The organism is Hymenobacter puniceus (assembly GCF_014333525.1).
GTDB lineage: Bacteria > Bacteroidota > Bacteroidia > Cytophagales > Hymenobacteraceae > Hymenobacter.
The window spans coordinates 478308-504199 of sequence record NZ_JACSCX010000002.1 but is presented as its reverse complement, the minus strand read 5'-3'; the positions used below and the strand labels follow the sequence as shown (position 1 = coordinate 504199).

Here is a 25892-nt window from a genome sequence, read left to right as displayed (position 1 = left end):
ACCGTTTACCTGTTGCGCATGAACCCTTCGCTCCGCTCCGATTCCGACGAGGAACTCATCGGTACTACTATCACTCTTGCCCAGGCAGAAGCCTGGACTGCCACCTATCAGCACGATAACCCAAACAAGTTGCGTTCCGTGTACTTTTCCAGCAGCGTCTTTACGGAACTCATGGCCCAGCCCAACACCAAAGGAATCCGCATCTACCTGGCCAATAACGGCAGCGCAGACACGATGGTACTGGTCAGTGCCAACTCCTCCACCGACTTGGTAGACGACGGCAATAAGATATTCGACGATGGGCTAGGCACCCCTCCCGTTCATGTAGATAGCCCATTACAGCACTAATACTGCCATGTTGCCGCCGGACTCTGCTACGCTTACACAACTGCTGTATGGGCTAATGTATTTTGGCCAAGCGTCAATCCTAGTGCCGATAGTGACCGGCTTTCAGCGGCGGCAGCAGCTGGCGCCTGCGTCCCGAATCATTTTTTATTGCTGCATAATGTGGCTGATAATGATGTCTTTCGGCACTTTTTGCGGCAAAGTCTGGGGATACAATCATGCCGTATGGGACGCAGTAGCCATTCTGGAAATTTGGTTTATCGGAGTGGCTTACCACCGAGTGTTGCGGTTCCGTTTTCGCCGCTATTTTCTGCTGCTGGGCATTCTGTACACGGCGTTTGCGTTGCTCGATACTTTTGTCCTGCACGGCCTGATGCAGGCAATTACCTATACGATTGTGCTTAAAAGCGCCCTCGTTGTAGTGCTGACTATGCTGTATTTCGAGCAGGTGCTACGGGAATTGCGCAATGTCCGGCTGGAGCGCGACCCCATGTTTGTCATCAGCGTGGCTCTGTTGCTGTACTACGCCGGCACGGTCATGTCTTTAGTGATGCGAGACTACTTTTTCAACCAGAATGCTCTTTTCCAAGGCTACGTAGCCTTCGCCGTTAACTCTGTGCTCAACATAGTGATGCACGGGCTTATTGCATGGGCCTTCTGGCTGGCGGGACGGCAGCCGCAGCTGGCCGTGGAGCCGCTAACGGCGTCCACGGCTCAACAACCGGCTTTGCCGCGGCCGTAGAGCCGCTCCGCCGCCGTTTAAGCTAGTAAGGCTGGCCTCTTACGGATCGTTTGTACTTCCTGCTACGCTTACTATGCCAGACCTGAGCGACATCATGTACTGGCTGCGGGTGCTGTACCTCGTCTGTCAGGCGTCCATTCTGCTACCGGTGGTGGTGGGGCTGCTGTGGCGGCGAAGCTTGCCGCGCAACCTGCGCATCCTGGTTAATTGCTGCCTGATGTGGCTGGTGCTGATGGGTTTCAGCGAATACGCCAGATTGGCTTGGCATAACAATAATGGAGTAAATGAGCTGATTAGCATTCTGGAATTCTGGTTTATCGGGGCGGCCTATTACCACACGCTACGGTGGCCCTGGCAGCGCTACTTTCCCCTGATTGGAACAGTATTTACGGGGCTGGCGCTGTTTGACTTCTTCGTGCTCAGCCACCTGTGGCAGGCCATCACGCAAACTCTTATTTTCAATGACACCTATACTACCCTGCTCAAGCACATTCTGATTATCGGGCTGGTACTGCTGTATTTCGAACAGATCTTGCTGGAACTGCGCTCCACCAGCCTCTGGCAGGATGCCATGTTTGTAGTCAGTGTAGGGTTCCTACTGTTCTATTCGGGTACTATAACGCTGTTTCTGACGAGCCACCTGATTCCGGGTCCCGAGCTTCGCCTGGCGTATGCAGGGCTGAGCGTCGTTAATCTGGGGCTACACCTACTCCTGACGCGGGCCTTCTGGCTGGCGAGCCGTCCTGGCCGCGCCCTCGGCTAAGCCGCCGCCGCCCGTTCCCGGCGGCTCTCCTTGCCAGCACACCAGCCGCAGATAGCCGCCAGCAGCCTACTTGAAATTGTAGCTGGACTGTGGTGATTTCAGATGGAGCACCGTACTTTTCCGGTCAGCTGGCATAAGCAAAGCACGAAGGGGCAGTTTGCCGTGTTGGGATTACCGGGGCAAAATCCAGTAGCTTTACTTTCTATCTTCCTCGCTTTTGTCTTCTTGCTGCCTGCCCTGCTACCTATCTGCGCCGCCCGGCCCTCGTTTCTTTTGCACGCATGAATAACTGGCTGATTCCGGTGCTGCTGGCTACTCCGGTGCTGCTGTTGCTGGCGCTGGGCATCGTGGCGTTTGTGCTGCGCTACCAGCGGCGGCTGCTCCGGCAGCAGGAGCAGTTGCGGCTGGCCCGCGAAATGGGGCAGCAGCAGGCACTGGAAGCTGCTTTGCTGGCGCAGGAAGAAGAGCGCCGCCGCATTGCCGCCGACCTGCACGACGGCGTGGGCACCACCTTAGCCATTGTAAAGCTGCACCTAAGCACCCTGGGGCAGCCCCATTACACGCAGGAAGCCACCACGCTGCTCGACCAGGCCATTACGGAAGTACGGCGCATTTCGCGCAACCTGCTGCCGGCCGCACTGCAGAAGTTTGGGCTGCCCTTTGCACTGGATGCGCTGGCCCGCACCGTTCCGGCTGATGGCGCCACGCACCTCACACTGGAGCAGCGCGGCCAGCCCCGCCGCCTCGACCCCAAGTACGAATTGATTATATACCGCGTGGTGCAGGAATTGCTGGGCAACGGCCTGCGCCACGCCCACGCCGAAACCATTCACATTGTCGTCGACTTTGGTCCCGACACACTTTCCCTGCAGTACTCCGACAACGGCATCGGCTTCGACCCGGCGCTGGTGGAAGCAGCGCCGCTGCCCGGCGCCCGCACCGGGCACGGCCTCACCAACCTGCGCAGCCGGGTAGCCGTGCTACAGGGCACCCTTCGCTACGAGTCGGAAACCGGGAGCGGAAGCCGCGTTTGGATATCCTGCCCCATTCCGTATATTTCTACCAATCAGCCCTCTACACTTTCTGCCGTTCTATGACACCTCCCACTATCCGCCTTGCTGTAACCGACGATCATATTCTTTTTCGAAAGGGCTTGCGGGCTCTCATCAGTGGCTTTCCCGGAATGGAAGTACTCTTCGAAGCCGGCGACGGTGAGGAACTGCTCCAGCGCCTCGACCAGGGCAACCTACCCGACGTTATTCTGATGGACCTGCAGATGCCTAACCTCGATGGCCTGCAGACGGTGCGGCTGTTGCGCGCTCAGTATGCCCGCATCCGGGTCATCATCATCTCCATGCACGACGAGCCCGAGCTGATTGAAAGCCTCAAAGCCGAAGGTGCCCACGGCTACCTGCTCAAAAACGCCAGCCCGGAAGAAGTACGTGGCGCCATTCTGGCCGCCTATAACAACAACGAGTCGCGCCCGGCCCTGGCTACGTGGTAGAGCAACTGAGTAATGGAGTAGCTGAGTAACTTGGTCCTATCCATTCAGCAAAGCGCCGGCCCCCATCTGGAAGCCGGCGCTTTTGCGTTGGTAGGCCTGGAACACTTAAGCGCAACGTAAAAACCACTGAAATACAAAAGCGCCGACCTCATGAGAGGCCGGCGCTTTTGGTTGCGAACAGATTACTCAGTTACTCAGCTACTCTACAGCGTAGCCGACAAGCCCACCGTGAATGTGCGGCCCCGGTTGAAGAAGGCCTGAATCAGGTTGGGGTCGATGACGTTGGAGTTGTTGCGGTTCGATACGTCGGTGAAGTAATATTCGTCCAGCACGTTGAGCACCGAGGCTTTCAGGCCCAGCTTCACCCGGTCGTTAAACAGCGGCTTGATGTCGTAGCCGAAGTGCAGGTCGAGGTTGCGGCTGGTGGGCAGGCGGTAGGAGTCGGTGCGGGTGGCCGGATTCACGATATTCTCGGGATTGAAAGCGGCGTAGTACTTGGTGAACAGCAGAAACGACGGCCGAATATACAAGCCGCGAATAGGCTCGTAGCGCAAGCCCAGCTGAAACTGGTTCTGGGCGGCGTCGCCCACGTGGGTGTTGTCGAGGTACACGCGCTGGTCGAGCTGGCTGCCGGGAATTGGGTTGCCGCCTTCGTCGGTTTGGTTGAGCAGGCCTTCCCCGATCCAGCGCCAGTCGCCGAGGGCAATGGCGGCGTTGAGCTGCAGGCGGCGGCTGATTTCCTGCGCCACGCTCAGCTCTACGCCCATGTGGCGGGCATCTACGTTGCGCACCGAGCTGTACACCGGTTCACCAGTAGCCGTGCTCACCGAGTTGGTGGCTTTGTTGGCCCACAGCGTGTAGTACGTGTTCAGCGTGGCCTTCATGCTGGGGTAGTTGATGCTGTAACCCAGCTCAATGCTCGTGATGCCCTCGGGGCGCACGTTGGGGTAGAGCAAGCCCTGCGTGGTGTATACTTGGTTGAAGAACGGCACCTTGCTATTGTAGCCGACGTTCAGAAACAGGTTGTTGAACTCCGTGAGGTTGTAATTGGCGCCGGCTTTCACGCTGTAGCCGGTGTAGCGGGCCCAGTTGGTTTCCACGGTGCTGCCGTCGGCATTGGTGTATACTTGGCCGTCGGAGCCGGTATAGGTCTGGCCGAAGCCTACGGGCCGGTTGGCACCGTCTACGTTTACCACTTTGGGCTGGAAGTAGTCGAAGCGCTTGTAGCCGATGCGCGACACCGTGCCGCTAACTACCGCCGACAGCACCGGCGTTTTGTATTCCAACTGGGCGTAGCCACCCAGCCACTGGGTTTTGCCGTCGTAGTTGTAGCTGATTTTGTCGCCGATACCCAGGCGAGTAGTCGGGGCCTCGTTGCGGTTGGCAATGTTCAGGGCATAGGTGCCGCCTAGCAAGTCGCGGATTTCGCGGTAGTGCAGGCCATAGTAGGTGCGCCCGTCCACGCCGGCCGACAGCGTGAGCTTGTCGTTGAGCGTGTAATCGGCGCCGGTTACGAAACCGTACCAGCGGTGGCTGTTCACGTTATTCACCAAGAACTGAGTGGCGCGCCGGCCCTCCCCAAAAACCGTGTCATTGCGGCCTGTGGCGGGGTTGCGGGTCACCGAAACCAGGTCGTAGTTGCGGGCGTTGCGGTTGAAGATGCCCTGAAAATCGGTCTGGCCGGTGGCAGAGCTGGTACTAATAGTGCTGGAATTACCGCTGGTCAGGCCGCTTACGCCGCCGCCGCGCCCGTAGGAGGCATACACCACCGTCGACACGAACAGCCGGTCATTCACCTGCCAGAAGTCGTTGAGGTTGATCTGGGGCTTGTGGTAGAAATTGCTGCGCTCGTTGAGCACCTCTGTATCCTGCACATTGCTGATTTGGCGCGTTACGGGGTTGCGCTCGTAGCGCTGCAGCGTGCCCCAGAACGGGTTATACTTGAAACCTTTGTTGCCGTTGGCTACGGGCGTTGCGCCCAGTTCCAGCGCTTTAGCCTCCGAGTATAAACCCACCTGCGACTGAAACGAGCGGGTGCCGTGGCTTTGCGGCGAGCCCAGGCCCGTGAGCGACAGGCGGTGGCTGCCCAGCTTTTTGCTGATGTTGCCGAAGTAGGTCCAGGCATCGTCGAAGGCGTTGGTCACCCAGCCGTCGGAGGTACGGCGCGAGCCGTAGAACGTGAAGGCCCAGTCGCCTTTGAGCGTGCCGCTGCTCAGCATCAGCGAGGCTTTGCGGTAGTTGTTGGAGCCGGTTTCGAGGCGGCCCAGCATGCTGCGTTTGTCATCGAAGCCGCGCGTCAGCACGTTGATGGTGCCGCCCACCGAAGGCACCGCAATGCGCGAGGCCGACAAACCGCGCTGCACCTGCAGGCTCTTGGTTACGTCGCCCAAATCCCAGTTCGACCAGAACACCTGACCAGTTTCCATGTCATTCACGGGCACGCCGTTCACCATCACTGCCACGTTGCGCTGGTCGAAGCCGCGGATGTTGATGCGCGAGTCGCCGGTACCGCCACCGCCTTGCGTGGCGTACACGCCAGGCGTTTCGTTGAGAATCAGCGGCAAGTCGCGGTTGGACAGCGTTTCGCGCAGCTTCACCTCGTTCACGGCCGAGAAGGCCACCGGCGTAGAGCGCTCTACGGCAATACCGAGCGAGCCCACTACCTGCACTTCGCTGAGCGTGGCGTTGTCGGAGCTTAGCGAGAAGGTAGCCACGGCGTTCTGGCTGCCAATCGTGACTTTCTGTTCGCTAATCTTATAGCCAATGAAGGAAGCCTTTACCGAGTAGGTACCAGGCTTGAGGTTGGGCACTGTGTAAGAGCCGTTGACTTCGGTGCCGGCACCAGTGTTCACGCCGTTGCCACTGATCTGGACCGTGGCCCCGGGCAGGCCCTCCCCGGTAAGCTTATCGAGCACCCGGCCCCGAATAGAAAACGTGCTTTGCGCCTCCGCCGAAACGACAGCCAGAGACGCAAACAATAAAGACAGTAAGGGTTGTTTCATACCAGAAAGCAGGAAGCGCGGGATTTACGCTCAGCAAAGGTAAGGGATTGAAGGGGAGCCGGAAAACGCCAGGCAGTGGTTTGCGGGAAGTTGCTGCGCCAAGCAGTTTCGCACTTGTCAGCCACTCGGCGGCCGCTATATTTGAAGGCATTTATCGTCGGCTTTTTCCGGCCTGTACTTTACCCCGCTTTTCACTCATCACTCGTGAAGCTTCTTTACCTACCTCTCCTGTTAGTATTGCCACTGGCTGGCTATTCCCAAAGCACCAAGCTGGAAATAAGCCTCGCCCAGCAGGTACTGCCGGCCGCCGGCTCGGCCTTCCACTTCGATAAGCTGGTAGACGCGCGGCCTGACCGGTCCAGTATCGGCAGTGTGCACCGCGGCCTCGAAAACCGCTTAGTGCCTGCTACGTTGGGTGGCAGCCTGGAAACCGAGCTGACGCCCATGCTCCGGCAGGCGCTGCCGGCCGGCCCGGCTACCCGGCCGCTGGTAGTGCGCATCTATGCCTTGGCCGTACACGAAACCATTACGGCCATGTCGGAAACGGGCAGTGCGGAGGTGGAAATGGACTTTCTGGAAGCCACCGGCCCCGACACCTACCGGTTGCTGCTCAGCGTGTCGGAACTGGCGGAGGGCAAGGGCCTGGATGTGACCAGCAAGCACCCCGACAACATCCGGCGCGCCCTGCAGCAGGGCCTGCAACGGCTGGCGGCGGCCGCGCCGCCCACCTCCGCCCCTACCCTGACGTGGGCGCAGGTGCTGGCCGGCGAAGAGGGCGCGGTGCCGCGCTTCCCGGTGCAGACCCAGCCGCTGCAGCGCGGCATCTACCGGTCGTTCGAGGAGTTCCGCCAGAACGCGCCCACGCTCACGGCCGGCCCGTTTGAGCTGCAGCGCAAAACCCGCAAGGGCGCGCAGTGGGCTGGTACCGAGGAAGTAGCAGAAGCTTGGTACCTGCACCTCAGCGACGACCAGCCCCGCCGCCTGGTACGGGGGGCCTGGGGCCTGAGCGACGGCCAGAATGCCTACATTTTCTTCCAGGGCCGCTACCTTCCCCTGCAGGCCGCCGACAAGTACTACAGCTTCACGGGGCACCGGCAGCCCGATGGCGGCAACGTACTGGCCGGCGCAATGGTGGGCGGCCTGATGGGAGCCGCGCTGGCGTCCAGCGGCACCAATCAGCCACAACTATACGAGCTACGCCTCGCCTCAGGCCGCGTGGTTACCAGCCTGCAACATGCCAGTATTGGCGGGTTTACGCCCGCGGCCGACACCGCTGCCATCTACCTGTACCGCCGCGCCGACGCCGGACCTGCCGCGCCCCTGCGGGTGCTGGTGGACGGCAAAGAGGCGGGCCAACTGGGGCCGGGCCAATACCTGGCTTTCAGCTGGCGCGACAAGCGCCGCGACATGGTGATTTGCATGCAGGGCGAGCAGGAAAAGTGCCACACGTTTATGCCTCTGTTCGGGACTACGACCTTCTTGGCCTGCGCCCCGGGCAGCGCCACCGTTGCGCCAACCGTGCAGGCGGTGGCCGCCAAAGAAGGCCTGTTTCAACTCAAGCACATCAAGGCCCGCGAGAAGAAGCCCGCCAACTAACGCGGCTATTCCAACTCCAGGCTCGGGTCCCAGAACAGGCGCTTAAAGTCCTGCACTTCGTCCTCTATCACCCGCACGCCCTCGGCCTCCAGGGCTTCCTGCATGGCTGTGGGCGTGGCGAAGTGCAGGCGCCCGGTGAGCTGGCCGTTGCGGTTGATGACGCGGTGAGCCGGCACATAGGCTTCAGCGGTGTGGGCAGCCATCATGGCCCAGCCCACCATGCGGGCCCCATGCCGTGCGCCCAGGTAGTGCGCTATAGCGCCGTATGTGGTTACGCGGCCCGCCGGCACGAGACGCACCACTTCATGCACTTCCTGGAAAAAATTACGGTGAGCTTCCGTGGGATTGCGCGGAATCATGGGCAGAAAACAAGTGAAAACAAGCCAGGCAAGATAGCGCCATTGCTACCCGAATACGGTATCCGGCCCAGATCAATCCGCAAATCTTCCGAGACACTATTTCCAGTGGGGCGCAACCCAAGGCCTATTCTGGTGTCTTAAGCGCATGGCCGCGCAGACCGGTTGCCTGAAGAAGTAAACCTCAGCCAACTGATTCGCGTTGTCATCCGTTGCCCTGCCCACACGAGATATAGGCGGCAAACGGCAGAATCTCCGACACTCAACTATGCAAACTCAGGAACACGAACAAGAAGAACTGGCGGCCGAAGAAACTACCGGTAAAAGCCACGGGCTGCGCTGGTTGCTGATTGCCGCGGTGCTGATTGCCGCGTTGGCTTTCATCAAGATAACCTACTTCCCCTCTCCTAATGCCGATGCCAAAGGCGGGGGCGGCAAGGGAGCGGCCGGCGGTGGCAAAGGGGCCCCGAGTGGCGGTAAGGGCGGCAAAGGGGCCGGCGGCGGCGGTGGCGCCCTCCCGGTACAGGTATATGTGGTGAAGCCCACCAACCTCTCCGACGAGGTGGCGGCCACCGGCTCAATTCTGGCCGATGAATCGGTGGTTATCAAAAGTGAGCTGTCGGGTAAGATTACCAGCCTCAACATCCGGGAAGGCCAGCCGGTGAGCAAAGGCCAGCTGCTGTTCAGCATCAACGCCGACGAAGCGCAGGCCGCCATCCGCAAGCAGCAATACAACATCAAGCTGTTCCGCGACCAGGAGCGCCGCCAACGCACGCTGCTGGATAAGGAATACATCAGCGCCCAGGAATACGAGCAGTCCAACAACCAGTTGCTCACGGCGCAGTCAGACCTGAAGGCGCTGCAGGCCTCGCTGGACCGGGCCTACGTGCGGGCGCCCTTCAGTGGCGTACTGGGCCTCACGACGGCTACCGTGGGCACTTACGTTAGCCCCGGCTCCGAAATAACAACTCTTTCCCGGGTGCGCCCCGTGAAAATTGACTTTGCCGTGCCGGGCCGCTTTGCCACCAAGGTACGCGTCGGCGACGTGGTCAGCATCACCGACGAGGGCACCAACAAAAAGTACGACGCCAAAGTCTACGCCATCGACCCACAGATTGACCCCGTGAGCCGCACTCAGCCGGTGCGTGCCCGCTACGCTAACCAGAATAACGAGCTGCGCCCCGGCGCTTTCGTGAAAGTGAACCTGCAGCTCGGCGAATCTACCGACGCCCTGCAAGTGCCTACAGAGGCTGTTATTCCGGAGGCCAGCGGCTACAGTGTGTACACCGTACAGGCCGGCAAGATGGTGCCGAAGAAAGTCAAGATTGGTATCCGCTCTGATAAGGTTATTCAAATCACCGACGGCCTGGCCGTGGGCGACTCCGTGATTCGTACCGGCATTCTGCAGGTGAAGCCCGGCGACGCGGTGAAGGCCACCAAGTAATTTTTCTCGCAGCATCTCGCCGTGTGCTGACACCAGAGCACTGCGAAACACTGCGCCAATACCGCGAAACACTGCGAGAAACAACGCCATGAGCTTATCCAGCACCAGTATAAACCGCCCGGTCCTCGCCATTGTGATGAGCCTCGTCATCGTGATTTTCGGCGTGATTGGGTTTCGCTACCTCAGCATCCGGGAATACCCCAGCGTGGACCCGCCCATCATTACCGTTTCGGCCAGCTATACTGGGGCCTCTGCCGACGTGATGCAGGGCCAGGTGACCGAGCCGCTCGAAGAGGCCCTGAACGGCATTGCGGGCATCAAGAATCTAACCTCCAACTCCCGCGACGGCCGCACCCAGATTACCGTGGAGTTTGACCTCGATGCCGACCTGGAAACTGCTGCCAACGATGTGCGCGACAAGGTTTCGGGTGCGCAGGGTCGCCTCCCGCGCGACATCGACCCGCCCATCGTGAGCAAGGCCAACGCCGACTCCCAGCCCATTGTCATGACCTACCTCAGCTCCAGCAAGCGCACCCTGCTGGAACTGACCGACTACGCCAACAACACTCTGAAAGAGCGTCTGCAGACGATTCCGGGCGTATCGGAGGTGCGCGTGTACGGCGAGCGGAAGTACTCCATGCGCCTGTGGATGGACCCCGTGAAGCTGTCGGCGCTGGGCGTGAGCCCCGTGGACGTGCAGGCCGCCCTCACCCGCGAAAACGTGGAGCTGCCCAGCGGCTCGGTGCAGGGCCAGAACACCCAGCTCACGCTGCGCACCATGGGACGCCTGACGTCGGTGGCCGACTTCAACAACCTGATTATCCGCAAAGACGCTTCTTCCCTGGTGCGGTTGTCCGACATCGGCTACGCCGAATTGTACCCCGAAAACGACCAGACGATTTTCAAGGTAAACGGCGTGCCGATGGTGGGACTGGCCGTCATTCCGCAGCCGGGCTCCAACCAGATTGACATTGCCGACGAGTTTAATGAGCGGATTGCGCTGTATGGCAAGGACCTGCCCAAAGACCTGGTGCTCAAGCCCGGCTTCGACAACTCAGTGTTTATCCGCAAATCCATTGAGGAAGTGGAGCACACCATCATCGAGGCCTTTGTGCTGGTGGTAATTATCATCTTCCTGTTTCTGCGCGACTGGCGCTCTACGCTGATTCCGGTGGTGGCCATTCCGGTGTCGTTGGTGGGTATTTTCTTCGTGATGTACCTGCTCGATTTCTCCATCAACGTGCTGACGCTGCTGGCCGTGGTGCTTGCTATTGGCCTGGTGGTAGACGACGCCATTGTGGTGCTGGAAAATATCTACTCGCGCATCGAGGAAGGCGAAGATCCCAAAACGGCCGCCATTAAAGGTTCCGAGGAAATTCTGATGGCCGTTGTCAGCACCACGGTGGTGCTGGCGGCGGTATTTCTGCCGGTGGTATTCCTGACCGGTATTACCGGGCGTCTGTTCCGGGAGTTCGGCATTGTGGTAGCCGGTTCGGTGCTGATTTCAGCGTTTGTGTCGCTCACGCTCACGCCCATGATGTGCTCGGTGCTGCTGAAGCGCCAGGAAAAGCACAACTGGTTTTACCGCAAAACCGAGCCTTTCTTCGAGAAGATGATTGGAGGGTATCAGAGCAGCCTGCAAACATTCCTGCGCAACCGCTGGCTAGCCTGGCTGGTGGTAGTGGGCACGGGCGTGGGCATCTGGTTTTTCATGAAAGTCATTCCGTCGGAGTTGGCACCGGTGGAAGACCGGAGCCGCGTCAACATCAATGCTACTGGTCCGGAAGGCGCCTCGTTTGAGTACATGGATGCCTACATGAACCAGCTTACCAAGATGGCCATGGACTCGGCTGGCTCCAACCTGAGCAGCGTATTTGCCGTGACTTCCCCAGGCTTCGGAGGTGGCTCCAACTCCGGCATTGCGCGGGTACTGCTGCTGGAGGCCGAAGAGCGCCCCCGCACTCAGGACCAGATTGCGGCCGGCCTAAGCTCCGGCGTGAAAAAGCTGACGGCCGCCCGCACCTCGGTGTCGCAGGACCAGAGTATTGGCGGTGGAGGTGGCGGCTTGCCCGTGCAGTTCGTTATCCAGACTCAGGACTTTGAAAAGCTGCGCGCGGCGGTGCCCAAGTTCCTGGATGCTGCCCGCCAGGACCCCACGTTTCAGTTTGTGGATGTCAACCTGAAGTTCAACAAGCCCGAGCTGCGCGTGAACATTGACCGTGAAAAGGCGCAGAGCCTGGGCGTATCGGTGCAGAGCATCAGCCAGACGCTGCAGTCGGGCCTGAGCGGACAGCGTTTCGGCTACTTCATCCGGGAAGGCAAGCAGTACCAGATTATCGGGCAGGTAGCGCGCGAAGACCGCAACCAGCCGCTGGATGTACGCCTGCTGTCAGTGAAAAACAATGAAGGCCAGCTAGTGCAGCTCGACAACGTGATTCGCCTCACGGAAAGCAGCACACCGCCCCAGCTTTACCGCTTCAACCGCTACAACTCGGCCACCTTCTCAGCCTCTCTGGCCCCAGGCAAGACCCTCGGCGAAGGTATTGCCGTTATGCAGGGCCTGGCCGAAAAGAACCTCGACGACACGTTCACCACCGAGCTGTCGGGCGCCTCGCGCGACTTTCAGGAAAGCTCATCGTCGCTGGTGTTTGCCTTTGGGCTGGCGTTGGTGCTGATTTATCTGGTACTGGCCGCGCAGTTTGAAAGCTTCCGCGACCCGGTCATCATTATGGTGACAGTGCCACTGGCGCTGTCCGGCGCCTTGCTGAGCTTGTGGTACTTCAACCAGACGCTGAACCTGTTTTCGCAGATCGGCATCATCATGCTGGTGGGTCTCGTGACCAAAAACGGCATCCTCATTGTGGAGTTTGCCAACCAGCAGGTGGAGAATGGCAAAGACTATATGACCGGCCTGATTGAAGGCGCCACGGCCCGTTTCCGCCCCATTCTGATGACCAGCCTGTGCGCCATTCTGGGTATTCTGCCAATTGCCATTGCCACGGGTGCCGGCGCCCTGAGCCGCCGGGCCATGGGTATTGGCGTGGTGGGCGGCCTGTTCTTCGCCACCGGCCTCACGCTGTACGTAGTGCCCGTTATGTACTCGTATTTCGCTACGGCCAAAAAGCACAGCCAGAAGCAGGAGGCCGCCAAAAAGAAGGCCGTTACGGCCTGATTGCAGCCATTGCCTGCTTCCGATTTTCTTTCCAGTTGATGCACTTCATGTCCCGCTCCTTCCTTTTCACTTTTCTGCTGGCTCTGCCCCTGCCGGTGCTGGCGCAACAGCCGGTTTTGCCTTCCAAGCAGCCAGCCAGCAAGCCGCAGACAGAAAAGCCGGAAACTGTGGCCGATGCGCCGCCGCTCACGCTGGCCGAGGCCATTCGGCTGGGTCTGGAAAACAACTACGACATTCGGGTTTCGCGGCAGGATGAGCGCATTTCTGAAAACAACGTAACCCGCGGCAACGCCGGCCAGCTGCCGGTAGTGAACGGCAACCTGACCCGCAACTTCAACCGCAACAACGTGCGGCAGGAGTCGTCGGCGCGGCCTGAGGCCAGTATTGCCAACGGCGCGCAGTCCAACCTACTCAACGCCAACGTGGCTGCTACTTGGACCATTTTTGATGGCCTGGGCATGTTCATCGCCTATGATCGGCTGAAATCCTTGGAGCAAAGCCAGCGCCAGCTTACCCGCGCCACGGTAGAGGAAACGGTAGCCAACATCACCGACGCATATTATGTGGTGGTGCGTGAGTCCGGAAAAATTAAAGCCAGCGAAGAAGCCCTGAAAATCGGGCAGGCCCGCATCGACCTGACACAGGCCCGGGTGGATGTAGGCGTAAGCGCTAAAGTGGAAGTGCTGACAGCCCGCGTCGATTACAATGCTGACCGCTCGTTGCTGATTCAGCAGCAGGAAGCACTGCAGACCGCTAAAATCAACCTCAACAACCTGCTGGGCCGCGCCCCACGCCTCAACTTTCGCCCCGCCGACTCTATTGTGGTGGCTACCAACCTAAGCCGCGAAGGCGTAGCGCAGGCCATTCAGCAAAGCAACCCGCGGCTGCAGCAGGCCCGCCTCAACACCGAAATTGCCACCTACGACCGAAAGCTGGTGCGCGCCTCGCGCTTCCCACAGATCGGCCTTACCACTGGCTATGGCTACAACCGCAATATCAACGGAGCCGCCTTTTTCGGTACTCAGCTTGTAACCAACACGGGCCGTACTTATGGCCTCAATTACGGCGTAGTGGCCACTATTCCCATCTTCGACGGATTCAACCGCAACCGTTTAGAGCAGAATGCCCGCATCGGCGAGGAACGCAGCAACTTGCTGCTGGGCCAGACGCAGCTGCAGCTGGAAGCCGAAGCCGAGCAGGCTTACGCCCAGTATCAGAACCGTTTGCAGCTGCTGGAGCTGGAGGAAGCCAACATCCTGCTGGCCCGCGAGAATGTGGCTATTGCCCTGGAGCGCTACCGCCTGGGCTTACTAGTGCCGCTGGCGCTGCGCGAAGCCCAGCGCACCCAGCTAGATGCCGAAGTACGGCTGCTTGATATCCGATATCAGGCCAAGCAGGCTGAGATTGTACTGCGCCGCCTAAGCAGTGGTCTGGTGCAGGAAGGCAGCTAACGACGCACTAGGATTGTCACTGGGCTTTGTCGGGTAAATGCATGGTTTGACGGGCAAACCACCCCGGCCCGGCGAAACCAACGTTTTGGGGCTGACAGATACTGTAGGTTTGTGTACTTCCTCGCTGGAACGTCCACAAGGGCTGCTTGATAGGAAGCTCGCTCCCACACACCTATTGCACTATGTTCGCCCTTCTCTGCCGCCTTTCGCTGATTCTGGTTTTTGTTGTGCTGAGCGTTTGCTCGGCATTCACAGTCGCAGCCCAGCCGTTTTTTCGGTTACCGATTCTGCGCACTACCGTCAAGCAGAAGCCCGGCAAAATCCACCGCCCGGTATACCGCACCTACAAGGTTTACCGCCAGTACTAAGCAGAGTGAGTGTAACGCAGTGCGGGCGCAACGCCAGGCCATTAGTGGCTTGGCGTTGCGCCCGCACTGCGTTATGGGTGCAGTGGTTTGCATGGTGCGCTACTTCGGGGTTGTGGCTTTCAGCTGCACCAAGGCTTCTATAGTTTTGGCGCGGGTATCCGTTTCCTTCTCTTCCGTATTGACTGGCTCTTTGGAAGCCGGGCCAAAAAATGCAAGGATATTCTGCTTCACCGGAGCCGTCAGGCCCTCAAACTTACTGTCGGCCAGCTTGCGCACCCATTCGCCGTAAGCTTCGTCGGTTAGCTCGTACTCGCCTATTGCTGTGGGGCGGCCCGTATCAAAGTCTGTGTTGGGCAGCACCTGCCTAGACGCTGTAAGCGTATCAGTCGGCTCGGCCTCTACGTGGCGGCAGTAATTTACCATGACGTTGCGGAAGCTCGCCCGAAATAATGTCTGGGCTTCCGGAGTTGGCAGCTTGAAAGCAAACGGCTCTAGCGGGCCAACCTTGGGGAGCACCCGCACGAAGTATGACAACAGGCGGGCACCCGTGCCGGGCTTCTGATAGTCGGTGCCATATTGCGCCCGGTACTCCTGCTCACTCTGGTCGTAGATGTACTCGCGGCGGCGGGCTTGGGGGCTGAGGCGGCGGATTTCCTTTTTCTGCGACTGCCACGCCGCCCGGCTGGCAATCGGAATCAGGCTGCGCACCGCAAACCGAAACGAGCTGACGGCCAGATCTACATTGAAGATTACTTTGCCCAGTTCCAAGCCATACGTTTTGAGGAAGGCTCGCTCCAGCACTGGCTTGCTTACCTGAAACCCGATGTAGCGCTGGTAGTCGGCGGTGCGGTAGCGGCCGGCGGCCAGCTGCACCACATCAAAGGCAAATTCCAGCTGCGTATGCTGCACTGGGGCTTCCTCATAGCTGATTTCCGTGCCGAATTTGCGGCGCAGGTCGGGGTAAACGGAGGCCATGGCTTTGTTGGTGCCTTCCGGATGGCCGATAACATCGGCCGTGTAGTGCGACAGGGCACCCAGGGCAAAGGCGTATTCGTTGCGGCCGTGTGCCTCGTCCAGCAGGTTGCGCACAAAATCGCCGCTGCGCACATAATGCGTCATGTTCGTGAACAGCTTTGAGCCGAATGGGTAAAAGCCCATATCCTGAATGATAGAGCCGCCGTAGGCGTAGCTTTTGGCCTCGATGAGCTGCTCTTCAGTGGCCCCCGGGTAGCGCTTCTGCAGCATCGGCATCAGGCAGCGCGACCAGGTAGAATCGATGTTGGCTTGATGCGTAAGCACCGAGTAGGCGGATGCGGAAGAGGGAGACAGCGCCAGAAGCACCAGAATCCCGAGTAGCCATTTTAGCATAGGAAGCAGAAACGCTGAGCGAAGGCCGGGCACAGCACCCTGCATCGGAAAGCATTGCATCTACGCGCCACTCAGGCCGGGGTTGTACTGTGGTGCTTGCCCGCACCCGCGCAATAGTGAACCGCCACAGTACAAAAACAAGAAAAGAGGGCCAAACGCGGGTTTGGCCCTCTTTACCTGACAGTGCACGGCAAATCTACCTTACGAAAAGGCCAGCTATTCCAGTACTACTTTGCGCGTTAGGGTGTGTGCTCCCACCTGTATTCGCAGCGTGTAGAAGCCTTTAGCCAGCTCCTGCACAGGCAGCTGCTGCTCCAGCATTCCACCCCGGGCAGCCAACTGCTGCTGCATCACTTGCTGGCCCAGCGCGTTGTGCAGCGCCACGTGCACTACCGATACACTGGCTTCCACACCGCGCAGGCGCAGCGTAAGCGGGCCATTCTGGTGTGGTGTTGGGAATACACTCACCTCGCCGCCGGGCAGCTGGCCAAGCCCTGTGCTTAGTGTAGAAGTTAGCGCAATAGTGAAGGTGCCTTGTGTATCGCTGGAGCCGTAGCCCGACACCGAAACGTAGTACGTAGCACCAATCGTGAGCGAAGGCACTGGCAGCGGGCCGGCGGCCGTGCCAGAGCCGGTACTGGCTCGGCAGGCCAGCTGCGTGAACGGACCGTTGCAGGATGTGGCTGAAAACAAACGTACCTGGCCAGCGGCAGCCCCCGTCACGACCAGCGTGCGGGGTCCGTTGCTGGGAGCCACGAATGAAAACCACACGTCTTTAGGGTTGGCGGCAGGCGAGCAACCCGGATTGGCGTAGCCGTTGGCCGTTGAGGCCGTAGCCCCCAGGTTGGAAGTCGTTAGGGCGGTGCCATTGGCTGGCAGCGCCGTAGCTGTGCACGGCTCGTCGTTGGAAATAGGCGGCAGCAGCGTAGTGAAAGTGGCTGTTACGGGAGCCGACGACTGGCCTGCGCCGCAGTTGCTCGTCACGCCCACTGTGTATTGCATCAGCCCCTGCAGCCCCGTAAGTTGGATCGGTGAGTTGCTGCCCGTAGCCGTGACTGCCGGACCGGTAGTTGGCGTAGCCACCACCGTGTAGCCTCCCGAGCCCGCTACCGGCGTGAAAGTAACCGTGGCCGTATTGCCCGTAATATTGCTCACGGCCACATTGCTGACACGTGGGCAGGAAGAAATCGTGACGTTGTCGAGGCCAATATCCGTCGAGCCGAAGTCAGCACGGGCGCGGAAGCGAATCACAGTAGTAGCCGACGTGCTGGCCAAGGCCAATGTCTGGGCGCGGAAGCCGCCGGCGGCGCTTCCCAGGCGCAGCAGCAGCGGCCCAAAGGTGGCGCCGCCGTTCGTAGAAATCTGCACCGTCAGCGAGTCAGAACCCGTGGTATTGATGTAGTCGAACGACAGTTCCCGAGCTCCGGCGCCGCTCAGATTCACGTACAGGTCCATAGTGCCGATCAGGCCAGCGCTGGCGCTGCCGCTGTGGAAGCGGGCCGAGTGGGCGCTGCTCTGGCTGCCAGTGGGCGTGTAGGCGTAGCTGGTAGGCGAGCCCCAGTTGCCAGCTGCTCCGTCATCCTCACGCCGCCAGGAGTTGTTGCCCGTCAGTGGCGTGTTGCGCCAGTTGTTGCCGGGCACGTCGCGCGTGGCGCAACGGCTAAGCCAGGTGTTCTCGAATGTCTCGCTAAATGGCAGCGTAGCATAGGTCGGCGTTACGCAATCCGTGCGGAAGGTGCCTACGTTGGAGCGGCTGGAAGTGCTGCCCGAGCAAAGCTGCGTAACGTAGAACTGGTAATTTGTACTAGCCGCCAGACCCGGAATAGTCACGGAGGTGCCGGTGCTGGTTATTGTTTGCCCGCCCGTGCCGGGGATGAAGCCGGTGGGGCCGTAGTTGATGGAAAACGTACCACCGCCGCCAATGACGCTCCAGGTAACCACCGCCGAAGTAGCCGTAGTACTGGTTACGGCAAGGTTGCGGGGCGTAGGGCAGCCAGTAGCCAGCGGAGGACTAAATGCATAGATCTGGCCGGCTGCTGGCAGCGCGCTGATGGTGTTGGTTTCAGTAGCCGAGCTAACCGTTGGAGAAGCACTGGTACTAGCCACCGATAGGAACGGCACAGGCGTGCCCGTGCCGGCAATACCAATGGACGCAGAAGCCGAATTCACTGCCCCGCCCTCAGGACGATACACAAACTCTATCCGGTTGGACGTCTCGTAGAGCTTTACCTGAAACGATATTACTGCCGTCGTGGCGTTGTAATTCCACGACCAATTCAGCCATTCAAACGTGAATACCCGATTGGGCGCAGAGCCCGTGGTTTGGTAGCGGGCGGCACTGCTGGCCAGTTCCCCACCTAAATCGTCCCATAGCGGGGCCAGTAGCGGCAGCTGGCCGGCGCCACCGCCGGTTGTCAGGTTGTTGGACAGGTTGCTGGTAGCGCTGCTATTAAACGACAAAAAGCCGTTAGAACTAGCGTACACATTGGTATATGGGATTCCGTCGAAGGAAAACGAGAAGCCAATAGGCAGCGCAGTGGAAATAGCATCATCGTTTTGCACTGCAGTAGCAACGGACGCTGTGCCTGGCAAAGGGGCATAAGTGCCTGCAGTAGCCGCAAACTGATAGGCATCCACTTGAGCGCATGCCTGGCTCGGACTTAAAGCAGACAGCACCAGACTACCAGCTGCTACGGCGAGTTGGCGCCAGCCACGGCGTGCACGGCGAATAATGGGTAGAAGTTTCTGCATGGATTAACCTGAAAAGTGAGAGAAAAATAAGCCGGACTGAATTTATGACTCTGTTTGTCTGGCAATTGCAGCATGTAGAGCGAAGGAAATATACTAGCAGATAGCAGCAATCCAAATCAATACATCCATTTTACTACCAAGCCGGCTGCCAGCTGCTGCTCTGATTGCCAGCTATATGCTAGCCACTCGGCTGTGAGTAGTCCTGGAACATCTGCCCTCATATAGTCGCCAGCAGTATCCGCAACGCAACCACTACTTCCACCACTCCTCGGAAAACACCAGCGTTGTGCTGATACACGCTCTTCGCGGGCCTAGCTGCAGCCAGAGCCCTCGTGGTAGCTGCCCGCAAGCTAAATCTATCAGCAGACGGTAGTACGTAGTTGCTGTTGAGCCTCAACCACTTACCCGCCCGCCATGGCAAAGGACACTACCACCCGACACGCCCGTCGTCAACGAAAACGACATCCTTCCTCGGGTCCCCGACTACGACGGGAAACCCTATTGGCCTTGCTGCTACTGGTAGGGCTGGCAGGCTTCGTGCTGTATCAGGTTTGGCGCTACGGCTGGTAGCAGGATGGCAGACTGACTTTTCTTATAAAGCTTATATCCGGTAATCCGGTGGCTGACTGTGCGCCGGGCGCAAAATAAAAACCCCCTTGGCAGCAGCCAAGGGGGTTTCGCACTTTCAATTTGCAGAGGAGGAGGGATTCGAACCCCCGGAGGTTTAACCCTCAACGGTTTTCAAGACCGCCGCAATCGACCACTCTGCCACTCCTCTGTATTTGGTGTAAGCTAACGTACTGTATTCACTGGGTAATGTAGAGAGGGGGGGATTCGAACCCCCGATACCCTTGCAGGTATAACGGATTTCGAATCCGTCGCATTCGACCACTCTGCCACCTCTCTGGGGTCCAAACTGAGTGGTTTGGGACGACAAAAGTAGCAGCGTCGCCCGCCCATCACAACTTTTGCTGATTTATTTTTCTAAAAACCACCTCCGCTCCCACTTGCGGCTAGGTTCTCCGCTGATTATCAGGCGCTAATTTTTTGCCTCCTGTTTGCGCAGGCGGTTCATCAGGCGCAGACCGGCCGGGCCGTTGCGCAACCGTCCGGTCACGGCATCGATGCTGACATTGATTTCAAAACCCAGAATCAGGGTCATGCACACGAAATCCAGCCACACCATAAACCCGACGAGCGTACCCACCGACCCATAAAAGTGGTTGTAGGAATCGAATATCTTGATGTAGAGAATGAACAGAAATGACACCAGGAAAATAAGCAGCGTAGCCACCACGGCCCCGGCCGACAGAAACGGCCACTTGTCGTGCACGGGTGGCACGTAGTAGTACACCAGGCAGGTAGTGAGCAGAAACAGCCCCACCACCGACCCGTATTTGATGACCGTAATCATTTCGGCTGTGTATTGCTCGGGCACGATTTCGTGGAACACCAGCGCGTCAATAATGTAGGTACCGAAGAAGATACCCACCACTGACACCAGCAGCACCGACGACAGCACCACCGTCAGCAGCGTAGCAATGACGCGCTTACGCACGTAGGTGCGCTTCTTGAACGACGGATACTTTTTCTCAAACGCGTCGAGCAGGGCCATGATGCCGTTGGAGCTGAGCACTAAGGCCGTGGCAAAACCAAATGACAGCAAGCCACCGTGCGGAATGTTCACAATGTCCTCGATGGTGCCTGAAATGGCCAGGTACATCTCCCGTGGAATCAGGTCGGAGAGGAACTGTAGGATGTCCAGATTCAGGTTCGGAATCGGGACGTAAGGAATAAGTGTGAACAGGAAGATGATGGTGGGGAAGATGGCAATGGTGAAGTTGAACGCCATGTACGACGCCCGCTTGGCAATGCCGTCCAGCCGGATTTCCTGCATCAGCCGGTCCACTACATCATACACCGAGGCCCGGCCGCCGGCAAAGCGCAGCCGCTTCAGAAACACTATGGCCTGGCGGTACGACCGGCGGCGGCGTACATCGGGCAAGTGGTAGCGGCGGGTGGGCAGGCGCATGGATGGAAGATAATTAAAGGGCCGTCATGCTGAACGAAGTCGAAGCATCTCTACTGATTACTACTTCTTACCATCGCAACGAAGCGGTAGAGATGCTTCGACTTCGCTCCGCTATGCTCAGCATGACGTTCATTTGATTTTCACTTACTTCTTCAGAAACGCGGCTGGCGCCGGCGCGTCCACTGGGGCTTTGGGCGGCGTAAGCGGGCTGCCGGCTTCGTCGTCGGTGAAGTAGCCGGACAGCTTCTGCTGGATGTGCAGCGGGATGGGCACGGGCCGGCCGGTGCTCATGTTCACAAACACCATCAGGGTGTGGCCTTCGGTGAGCAGCTCCTGCGCCTCGTTATAGATTTCGTACTCGAACAGCACGCGCGAGCCTTCAGCGGGCTGCTTGAGCAGCAGGCACACCGTGAGCAGGTCGTCGTAGCGGGCGGGCCGGCGGAAACGGGTGCGTATCTCCCCTACCGGCATGCCTACGCCTTCGGCCTCCAAGTCTTTGTAGCTGATACCGAGTTGCCGGAAGGCCTCGGTACGGCACACCTCGAAGTAGGCCGCGTAGTTACCGTGGTACACGTAGCCCATCTGGTCGGTTTCAGCGTACCGCACGCGGATCTGGGTGTCGGAAGAGTACATCTTTGTATTTGAGCTAAGCGACGTTGTAAAGTTTTGGCAAGTTCAATAGATGATGGCCGTATACTTTGACAGCCTTCAGGTCTATAACTATTACTAGGAATACATCCTTGGTATTTGTCGGCACGAGTACTTGATCAAACCGATTACCAGCGTCTCTGTACACGTATTCGACCAAATCAAATTGCACTTCGCAGCTTTTCAAATCAACTTTTGATATGGCTTCTACATAAGGCCATATATCCAGCACAGGCGCTGCTGTTTCCGTTACATCTTGCATAGGCGCCTGAAATGTCTGCAAAAACGCCTTTCTGCTCAACCTGTTAACGATTACCATCTGACTACTTCATAATGCCGCTTCGCGTGAGGGCGGCCTGGTAGCGGCGGGCGTTTACGAGGTGCTCCTGCTCGTTGCGGGCAAAGGCGTGGTAGCCGCTGAAGTCTTCCTTGGCGCAGAAGTAGAGGTAGGCGTGGCTTTCGGGGTTCAGCACGGCATCAATGCTGGCAATGCTGGGCAGGTTGATAGGACCCGGCGGCAGGCCGGCGTATTTGTAGGTGTTATAGGGCGAATCTTTGGTGAGGTGCACATTGAGCACCCGCTTGATGGTGAAGTCATTGTTGGCGTACACCACCGTCGGGTCGGCCTGGAGCTTCATGCCGCGCTTGAGGCGGTTGAGGTACACGCCGGCCACGCGCGGGCGTTCATCGGCGTGCTGCTGCTGCTCGGCCTCCACGATGCTGGCCAGCGTACTTACCTCGGCGCGGCTCAGGTTCAGGGCTTTGCGCTTGGCGTCGCGGGCGGGCGTCCAGAACTTCTCGTACTCCTTTTTCATGCGCTGCATGAGGTTGTCGGGCGTAGAGTTCCAGTACAGCTCGTAGGTGTTCGGGATGAACATGGTCATGATGCTCGTGGTGTCGAAGCCCAGGCTTTTGGTGTAGCTGGAGCTGCTGAGCAGGCTGTCGAACTGGCCGGGGCGCGCATCGATGGCAGTGTTGAGCTTCTGGGCCAAGTCTTCGCGCAGCCGGATGTTCTGAAATGTGAGCTTGAGCGGCGACTGGCGGCCGGTGCGTAGCGCGTTGATCAGCTCGCGGTTGGTGTAGCCGTTTTTGAGCTCGTAGCGGCCGGGCTTCACCAGCTTCTCATATTTCATCACCTTGGCCACAAAGCGCAGACTGAGCTTATCCACGATGGCGCCGGTGGCTTCCACGGAGTCCAGCACCGACTTAGCAGTTTGGCCGCGACGCACCAGCACGTAGGTAGGCATCTTGGTTTCCACGTTCGGCGTGAAGAAAACCTGGTAGAAGTAATACGAAAACGTAATCAGAATCAGGCCCGAAATGCCGGTGATATAGGCGAACCGGTTGCGCCGTTTCAGGGCGTTGGCTTTGTAGTCGATGCGGGGTTTGGCCATCGGGAAGGAAGGTGGTCAGATTACCGAAGTATGAAGTTCCGGGGTGCGGATTGGCGAGAGAAGCCGTTTAGAGTAGTTTTACAATTCAAAAGTACGCGGAATCCGCTAGTGCCGAAGCTTAAGCACGTTTGCGCTGCTCTGAAGCCAACCTTTGCCCTGGGTTTGCGTCCTTACCTGCAATACACCTGTTTACATCCTTCTTTACCTTCCTTTCTCCCATGCAACACTCCTACTCTTCCCGGTGGCAGCGGCTGGCCCTTCTGGCCGCGTTGGGCCTTTTCGGCACCACTGCCCAGGCCCAGCTAGCCACGTATAGCTTCACCAATGCCACCGGCGACGAAGCCACGCTTCCGGCTGATGCGCAGCCCATCAATGCCTCGTTCAGCCCCATGTCGCGCGGGGCTGGCGTCACTCCTTCTGCCGGTGCTGGTTCTATTTCGGCCACTGGCTGGTCGCTGGCTGCCTTAGACGCTACTGATTACTTCGCTTTCACGGTGCAGCCCGCCACGGGTTTTCAGGTACGCCTCGACAGCTTGGTGCTGGATGAGCGCCGTTCCGGTACGGGCATCCGCGACTGGTCGGTGCGTTCCAGCGTCGATAACTTCGCTACTGACCTGATTACGGTGAACGTGCCCGACGACACCAATACACGCATCAACAAGAAAGTTGCGCTGCCCGCCAGCTTTGCGGCCCGTACCGGAGCGGTGGAGTTCCGGATTTATGGTTACAATTCAGAGGCTATAGCCGGCTCGTGGCGCATCGATAACGTGCGCACGTATGGCTTGGTTAGCGCCACCGGCGGCACCACCACTCCCACCATCGAGTTTGGCGCGGCAGCTGTCACTGTGGCTGAAAACGTAGGCGTTGTGCAGATTCCGGTGCGCCTGAGCACCGCCAGCACGCAGGCAGTAACGGTACAGGTGGTACTGGCCACACCGGCTGGCACTGCCACTTCACCATCCGACTACACTTACACCACCCAGACGCTCACGTTCCCGGCCAACAGCACCGCCCCCCAGAACGCCACGCTCACCATCGTGGACGACGCCGTAGCCGAGTCCAGCGAAACGGTTATCGTGCGGCTGCAGAACGCTTTGCCTGCTGGCGCAGCTACCGCATCAGCTGACAGCTACACCATCACTATCACCGACAACGACACCCCTACCGGCCCGACCGTTTCGACGGTGGCGGCCCTAACCGTAAACGATGCTAACGGTGTACCCACCCAAAACACGCAGGTAGTATCGGCCCGCGGCACTGTGTATGGCGTAAACCAGCGCACGGCCGGCTATCAGTTCACCCTGATTGACAACACCGGCGGTATTGGCCTGTTTGCGTCGGCGGCCATTGGTACCACTGTGTTAGCTGAAGGTGACTCGGTGCTGGTTACCGGCACACTGGGCCAGTTCAATGGCCTGAGCCAGATTACGATGACTGGCATTACGCCCCTGGGCCGTGCCCGCCGCACCTACCTGCCCCGCGCCGTAGTGGCCGCCCTGACTGAAAATGAAGAGTCGGAGCTAATTGCCATTGCTACCCCTGTTACGCTAACAACGCCTAGCCAATGGACGGGTGCTGCTACAGCGTATAACGTAGACGTAATGACTTCCGCTGGCGTGATGTACCAGATGCGCATTCCGGCCAACTCAGACTTTGCTGGTAAGCCAGCGCCAACTACGCCGTTCCTGCTCACGGGCATCGGCGGACAGTTTGATAATACGTCGCCCTATACCACAGGCTACCAGATTGTACCCCGGCGCTACTCAGATCTGGCATTTGTGCAGTCTGCGGCCGAGCCGGCCTTTGCCAAGACGTTGGCTTTGTACCCCAACCCAGCTATCAGCCAGCTCACCCTCCGTGTTGCTGGGGCCCGCGGTGCGCAGGTGGAAATCCTGAACTCGCTCGGCCAGGTAGTAAGCCACTCAACGGCCGCCACCGACCTGACGACGCTGAACGTAGCTGCGCTGCCTGCTGGCGTGTATGGCGTACGTCTCACCACGAAGGAAGGCGCTGCTACCCGTCGTTTTGTGAAGCAATAAGCATCAGTGGCTGAGAAGCCAATGCAAAAAGGCTCCGGCATTGTGCCGGAGCCTTTTTTGTACCCGCAACTTGCGCCCGGCCTGATGATTAGGTGCGGTGTGTTCCGGCCGTGGCAAAAGGCCCACCGGCGACGTAGTTAGCACTATTTGTAACCTGCCGTGCAAAAACCACGAACAGGTTGGCAGTTGTCTGTCACAAGGGCTACCTTGCCCCGCTTCGGCGCCACCCCAGTCGTGCCGACAGTTTTCTCACTTCACCTTTCGTCTTGCTATGGCCGCTACGCTGCTCCGCATTCACCCCGAAAACCCACCCCAGAACCGTATCCAGCAAGTAGTAGATGTGCTGCGCCGGGGAGGCATTATCATTTATCCGACGGACACGGTGTATGGCATTGGGTGCGACATTCATAATGCGAAGGCAGTTGACAAGTTATGCCGTATCAAAGGGTTAAATCCTGAGAAGGCCATGCTGAGCTTTATCTGCGCCGATTTGTCGCACATCAGCGACTACGCCCACGGCATCACCACACCTACTTACAAGGTTATTAAACGCGCACTGCCCGGGCCGTTCACGTTTATCTTCGAGGCCAGCTCTAAAGTACCGCGCCAGGCTGGCCGCCAGCGCAAAACCGTTGGTATCCGCGTGCCCGATAACCAGATTATCATTCAACTGGTGCGCGAGTTGGGCAACCCCATCATGAGTACCTCGGTGCGGGAAGATGAAAACACACTCGACGAGTACGTAACCGACCCCGACCTGATTTTCGAGAAGTACCGCTCACTGGTTGACTTGGTTATCGACGGCGGCTTCGGCAACAATGTACCCAGCACCATCATCGACTGCACCAACGACGACTTTGAGCTGGTCCGCCAGGGTGCCGGCGACATCGAGCAGTATCTGTAGGAGTAGCGGAGTA

Annotated in this window: 19 protein-coding genes and 2 tRNA genes; 12 read left to right on the top strand and 9 right to left on the bottom strand. The window is 58.8% G+C overall.

The window, feature by feature from the left end:
* The first annotated feature begins 18 nt into the window (after window positions 1-18).
* The 5 genes from H8B14_RS07240 to H8B14_RS07220 all read left to right on the top strand — a co-directional run bounded on the left by H8B14_RS07240 (window position 19) and on the right by H8B14_RS07220 (window position 3354).
* Window positions 19-348 carry a hypothetical protein gene (locus H8B14_RS07240; RefSeq protein ID WP_187314945.1) on the top strand — a complete coding sequence of 110 codons (330 nt, stop codon included), beginning with the start codon at window positions 19-21 and terminating at the stop codon, window positions 346-348.
* A 262-nt stretch (window positions 349-610) separates the two neighbouring features.
* A complete protein-coding gene (locus H8B14_RS07235; RefSeq protein WP_187314944.1) occupies window positions 611-1087 on the top strand; it encodes a hypothetical protein in 477 nt (158 codons plus the stop codon).
* 73 nt (window positions 1088-1160) lie between these two features.
* Window positions 1161-1850, top strand: coding sequence for a hypothetical protein (locus H8B14_RS07230; protein ID WP_187314943.1), 690 nt, complete (start codon window positions 1161-1163; stop codon window positions 1848-1850).
* Between the two features lie 281 nt (window positions 1851-2131).
* Window positions 2132-2947: a sensor histidine kinase gene (locus tag H8B14_RS07225; protein ID WP_187314942.1), complete on the top strand. Its 816-nt coding sequence runs from the start codon at window positions 2132-2134 to the stop codon at window positions 2945-2947.
* A complete protein-coding gene (locus tag H8B14_RS07220; protein ID WP_187314941.1) occupies window positions 2944-3354 on the top strand; it encodes a response regulator in 411 nt (136 codons plus the stop codon). The genes H8B14_RS07225 and H8B14_RS07220 overlap by 4 nt, the downstream gene beginning before the upstream one ends.
* A 203-nt stretch (window positions 3355-3557) precedes the next feature.
* Here the strand turns inward: H8B14_RS07220 and H8B14_RS07215 are convergent, their stop codons facing one another.
* Window positions 3558-6356: a TonB-dependent receptor gene (locus H8B14_RS07215; protein ID WP_187314940.1), complete on the bottom strand. Its 2799-nt coding sequence runs from the start codon at window positions 6354-6356 to the stop codon at window positions 3558-3560.
* 204 nt (window positions 6357-6560) lie between these two features.
* Here H8B14_RS07215 and H8B14_RS07210 point away from each other — a divergent pair, with 204 nt between their 5' ends.
* Window positions 6561-7952, top strand: a complete 1392-nt coding sequence (locus H8B14_RS07210; RefSeq protein ID WP_187314939.1) for a hypothetical protein — start codon at window positions 6561-6563, stop codon at window positions 7950-7952.
* A gap of 5 nt (window positions 7953-7957) precedes the next feature.
* Here the strand turns inward: H8B14_RS07210 and H8B14_RS07205 are convergent, their stop codons facing one another.
* Complete coding sequence (locus H8B14_RS07205) at window positions 7958-8311, bottom strand: MGMT family protein (protein WP_187314938.1); 354 nt, start codon at window positions 8309-8311, stop codon at window positions 7958-7960.
* 265 nt (window positions 8312-8576) lie between these two features.
* On the opposite strand from H8B14_RS07205, the gene H8B14_RS07200 reads away from it, so the two are divergent.
* From H8B14_RS07200 to H8B14_RS07185, 4 genes are all read left to right on the top strand, one after another.
* Window positions 8577-9752, top strand: a complete 1176-nt coding sequence (locus H8B14_RS07200; RefSeq protein WP_187314937.1) for an efflux RND transporter periplasmic adaptor subunit — start codon at window positions 8577-8579, stop codon at window positions 9750-9752.
* Window positions 9753-9840: 88 nt separating this feature from the next.
* Window positions 9841-12924: an efflux RND transporter permease subunit gene (locus H8B14_RS07195; protein ID WP_187314936.1), complete on the top strand. Its 3084-nt coding sequence runs from the start codon at window positions 9841-9843 to the stop codon at window positions 12922-12924.
* A 47-nt stretch (window positions 12925-12971) separates the two neighbouring features.
* Window positions 12972-14375: a TolC family protein gene (locus H8B14_RS07190; RefSeq protein WP_187314935.1), complete on the top strand. Its 1404-nt coding sequence runs from the start codon at window positions 12972-12974 to the stop codon at window positions 14373-14375.
* Between the two features lie 182 nt (window positions 14376-14557).
* Complete coding sequence (locus H8B14_RS07185) at window positions 14558-14743, top strand: hypothetical protein (protein WP_187314934.1); 186 nt, start codon at window positions 14558-14560, stop codon at window positions 14741-14743.
* A 99-nt stretch (window positions 14744-14842) separates the two neighbouring features.
* Here the strand turns inward: H8B14_RS07185 and H8B14_RS07180 are convergent, their stop codons facing one another.
* The 7 genes from H8B14_RS07180 to mltG all read right to left on the bottom strand — a co-directional run bounded on the left by H8B14_RS07180 (window position 14843) and on the right by mltG (window position 22936).
* Window positions 14843-16111, bottom strand: coding sequence for a zinc dependent phospholipase C family protein (locus H8B14_RS07180; protein ID WP_187314933.1), 1269 nt, complete (start codon window positions 16109-16111; stop codon window positions 14843-14845).
* 216 nt (window positions 16112-16327) lie between these two features.
* Window positions 16328-18673, bottom strand: coding sequence for a fibronectin type III domain-containing protein (locus H8B14_RS07175; RefSeq protein ID WP_187314932.1), 2346 nt, complete (start codon window positions 18671-18673; stop codon window positions 16328-16330).
* A gap of 882 nt (window positions 18674-19555) precedes the next feature.
* Window positions 19556-19640: transfer RNA gene (locus H8B14_RS07170), tRNA-Ser, on the bottom strand.
* Window positions 19641-19681: 41 nt separating this feature from the next.
* Window positions 19682-19768, bottom strand: a tRNA-Ser gene (locus H8B14_RS07165).
* Window positions 19769-19901: 133 nt separating this feature from the next.
* The gene (locus H8B14_RS07160; RefSeq protein WP_187314931.1) at window positions 19902-20894 is read right to left on the bottom strand and encodes a YihY/virulence factor BrkB family protein; all 993 of its coding nucleotides are present in this window, start codon (window positions 20892-20894) and stop codon (window positions 19902-19904) included.
* A gap of 144 nt (window positions 20895-21038) precedes the next feature.
* Window positions 21039-21527, bottom strand: coding sequence for an acyl-CoA thioesterase (locus H8B14_RS07155; protein ID WP_187314930.1), 489 nt, complete (start codon window positions 21525-21527; stop codon window positions 21039-21041).
* A 338-nt stretch (window positions 21528-21865) separates the two neighbouring features.
* Window positions 21866-22936: an endolytic transglycosylase MltG gene (mltG, locus tag H8B14_RS07150; RefSeq protein WP_187314929.1), complete on the bottom strand. Its 1071-nt coding sequence runs from the start codon at window positions 22934-22936 to the stop codon at window positions 21866-21868.
* A gap of 218 nt (window positions 22937-23154) precedes the next feature.
* Between mltG and H8B14_RS07145 the strand changes: the two genes are divergently transcribed.
* Window positions 23155-24975 carry a Calx-beta domain-containing protein gene (locus H8B14_RS07145; protein ID WP_187314928.1) on the top strand — a complete coding sequence of 607 codons (1821 nt, stop codon included), beginning with the start codon at window positions 23155-23157 and terminating at the stop codon, window positions 24973-24975.
* Window positions 24976-25246: 271 nt separating this feature from the next.
* Complete coding sequence (locus tag H8B14_RS07140; RefSeq protein WP_187314927.1) at window positions 25247-25879, top strand: L-threonylcarbamoyladenylate synthase; 633 nt, start codon at window positions 25247-25249, stop codon at window positions 25877-25879.
* Window positions 25880-25892: the final 13 nt, after the last annotated feature.